Raw genomic sequence first — 3,308 nt, 5'->3', positions numbered from 1 at the left:
AATTTAATTTTTTCAATATTGAGTATAGCATTACTTATAATTTGCTTCAAATTTTATAATTTAATTTTCATATTATTTATAATTAGTTTGCTTCTATTTTTATCAAATTGTCTTTATTCAATTTATTTGAAATTTAAAAAATAAATATGTAACATTTTCAAATTTTTTCATTCTAATATAAAAAACAAAACAACCATGAAAAAATTACTTCTACTTTTACTATTATCAATTTCATTAATTTCTAATGCACAACAAACCAAATTCCAAAAAATTGATAGTTTGCTAACTTTTTTAAGTTCCAACAATAAATTTATGGGATCAGTTGCAATTAATGAAAACAATAAAGTTGTTTTTGCAAAAGGATACGGTTTTGCCGATTTAGAAACCAATAAAAAACTTGATGAAAATTCTAAATTAAAAATTGGCTCTATTACAAAAATCTTTACCGCAACAATGATTATGCAATTGGTAGATGAGAAAAAACTTTCGTTAGACACTAAATTGTCTGCCTTTTATCCAAAGATTATAAACGCAGATAAAATTACTATTCATCATTTATTACACCACAGAACTGGAATTCCAGATTACCTAAATGATGATGAGTCTATTGGTGAAAAAATTTATATCTTTAATTCTAAACAAGAAATGGTTGATAGAATTACAAAATATGAATCGGCTTTCGAACCCAATTCTAAACATAAATACAGTAATTCTAATTATTATTTACTAGGATTAATTCTTGAAAATGTAACTAAAAAAAGTTTTTCAGATAATTTAGACAAACGAATAATTAAAGAATTAGGATTAAAAAATACTTTACTTCCAATCAAAACCAATATTACTAACAATGAAAGTTATTCTTATTTATTTGACGGAAAAATTTGGGAGAAAACTCCACAATGGGACAATTCTTTAGCTTATGCTGCTGGCGATATTGCTGCAACAACAAGTGATTTAACAACTTTTATGTACGGATTATTTAACGGAAAATTAGTTTCTGCATCATCGTTAGAACTAATGAAAACTATGGAAGATTATTATGGCAAAGGATTAATATCAATGCCATTTGATACTAAAAAATTCTATGGTCATACCGGAGGAATTGAAAGTTTTAGAGCAGTTGTTGGTTACAATGTTGAAGAAAAATTTGGCTTATCATTAATTGTAAATGGTGATAATTATAATAGAAACGATATTATGATTGGCATTTTAAGTTTGTACTACAATAAAGACTACACTTTTCCAGATTTGACAAAAATACTAATTGACGATTCCATTTTACAAAAATATGTTGGTGTTTATTCTAGCAAGACGTTTCCAATGAAAGTTACAATTACAACAACTAATGGCGAATTAACAGCGCAAGCAACTGGTCAAGGTTCATTTCCTTTAAGTGCAAAAAATGACAAAGAATTTTATTTTTCAGGAGCAGGAATTAAAATGATTTTTGCAGAAAATTTCTTTACATTAAAACAAGGCGGAATGGAAAACGTACTAACAAAAGAATAATCTAAAAATATAATTATAACTTTCTAGTAGATTCTCTATGTCGTAATTCGGTTTTAATTATAGTTGTTTTATGATTATAAGCTTCATCCTTACTTTCAAGTTTTTCTATCAACATTCTAGTTGCAACTTCACCAATTTCTGGTCCATGTTGGCTTACAGTTGACATACTTGGCGTTAGTCTTCTTGACCAAACACCATCTGCAAAACCAATTATCGAAAGTTCCTCAGGTATTTTAAATCCCTTTTTAATTGCTAATTTCATTGCAGAAACCGAAGCGTGTTCATCTAATGCAAAAACAGCATCGACTTTATTTTTATCAAAAAAACCTTTAACTTTATCATCAAAATCATCAGCATTTTCTGCAAGCACAACCAAGTTTTCATTAACCTTCAAACCTTTACTTTCAATTGCATTATAAAATCCTTTGGCGCGCAATTTGCCAACACTTAAATTATCAATTGTCGAAAATAGCGCAATATTTTTACATCCAGTTTTTATAAGATGTTCTGTAGCATTTACTGCCGAATCTATATCATCTACAACAACTTTATCACAATTTACTTCATCTGCAGTTCTATCAAACATTACAATTGGTGTTCCTTCATTTATAATAGATTTAAAATGACCAAACTGCTGCAACTTCTGAGCTTCTTCAGATATCGACAATATAAACCCATCAATAGTACCGTTACTCAACATCTCAAGCGCGCCAATTTCTTTTTCTAGCGATTCATTTGAGATACAAGTAATAACTTTATACCCTTTTTCATCAGCAATTTTTTCAATTCCAGTAAAAACTTTTGCAAAAAACTGATTAAGTATATTAGGTATAATTACTCCAATTGTTCTAGTTGAACGATTCTTCAAATTCAGCCCAATAACATTTGGTTTATAATTTTTTAGTTTAGCATACTCTTGAACACGAATTTTAGTTGGCTCACTAATTTCTGGACTATCATTCAATGCCTTAGAAACTGTAGATACAGAAACGCCAAGTTCTTTTGCAATCTGTTTTAATGTCGCTTTAGATTTCATTTATCATATATATAATGTGTAAATTTAGTAAAAATATTTTTAGGAGCGAATCAACAATGCATTTTTGTTATCCTTGTTCCTGCTTTCATTTCTAGTCTTCCACTTCGTTCCAGAGCTAACCATTCAATCAGGGCTAATTTGTAATTCCTAAACCTTTTCTATTACACTAAGATTCAACTAAAAAGAAAAAACAAAAACCTATTTGTATATATAATAAATAATCGTACTTTTGCACTCCCTTAATTGGGAATGGAATGTTTAATTAAAATAATATTATGGACGCATTAAGCTACAAGACAGTTTCAGCCAACAAAGCCACCGTTACCAAAGAGTGGATTGTTGTAGATGCTGAAGGTCATAACTTAGGTCGTTTTGCTTCAAAAGTCGCGATGCTTTTAAGAGGCAAATACAAGCCAAGTTATTCACCGCACGTTGACTGCGGAGATAACGTAATTGTTATCAACTCAGAAAAAATTAACCTAACCGGAAACAAACTTGACGAAAAAACGTATATTCGTCACACAGGTTATCCAGGAGGACAAAGAAGTTTAACTGCTAAAATCATGCAACAAAAAAACCCTGCATTATTAGTAGAAAAAGCTGTAAAAGGAATGTTACCTAAAAATAAATTAGGTGCACAATTATTCCGCAACTTAAATGTAAATGTTGGTGGAGAGCATACTCATGGAGCTCAAAAACCAAAAACCGTAAACCTTAACGACTTAAAATAATGGGAGTTATTCACAAAATCGGTAGAAGAAAA

At 29.4% G+C, this 3,308-nt stretch carries 3 protein-coding genes; 2 read left to right on the top strand and 1 reads right to left on the bottom strand.

Going from position 1 to position 3,308, the window contains the following annotated elements:
* Window positions 1–195 precede the first annotated feature (195 nt).
* Entirely contained in the window at window positions 196–1,509 is a 1,314-nt protein-coding gene (locus ACH2BO_RS06335; protein WP_395043910.1) for a serine hydrolase domain-containing protein, read from the top strand.
* Window positions 1,510–1,522: 13 nt separating this feature from the next.
* Here the strand turns inward: ACH2BO_RS06335 and ACH2BO_RS06330 are convergent, their stop codons facing one another.
* Window positions 1,523–2,545 carry a LacI family DNA-binding transcriptional regulator gene (locus ACH2BO_RS06330; RefSeq protein WP_395043909.1) on the bottom strand — a complete coding sequence of 341 codons (1,023 nt, stop codon included), beginning with the start codon at window positions 2,543–2,545 and terminating at the stop codon, window positions 1,523–1,525.
* A 275-nt stretch (window positions 2,546–2,820) separates the two neighbouring features.
* On the opposite strand from ACH2BO_RS06330, the gene rplM reads away from it, so the two are divergent.
* Entirely contained in the window at window positions 2,821–3,276 is a 456-nt protein-coding gene (rplM, locus tag ACH2BO_RS06325; RefSeq protein WP_395043908.1) for a 50S ribosomal protein L13, read from the top strand.
* Window positions 3,277–3,308: the final 32 nt, after the last annotated feature.

The organism is Flavobacterium sp., from assembly GCF_043773265.1.
Classification (GTDB): domain Bacteria; phylum Bacteroidota; class Bacteroidia; order Flavobacteriales; family Flavobacteriaceae; genus Flavobacterium.
This window is presented reverse-complemented; position numbering and strand designations above follow the sequence as displayed.

Coding starts and splice junctions, on each gene's coding strand:
- ACH2BO_RS06335 (WP_395043910.1), top strand. CDS start 196: ATGAAAAAATTACTTCTACTTTTACTATTATCAATTTCATTAATTTCT.
- ACH2BO_RS06330 (WP_395043909.1), bottom strand. CDS start 2,545: ATGAAATCTAAAGCGACATTAAAACAGATTGCAAAAGAACTTGGCGTT.
- rplM (WP_395043908.1), top strand. CDS start 2,821: ATGGACGCATTAAGCTACAAGACAGTTTCAGCCAACAAAGCCACCGTT.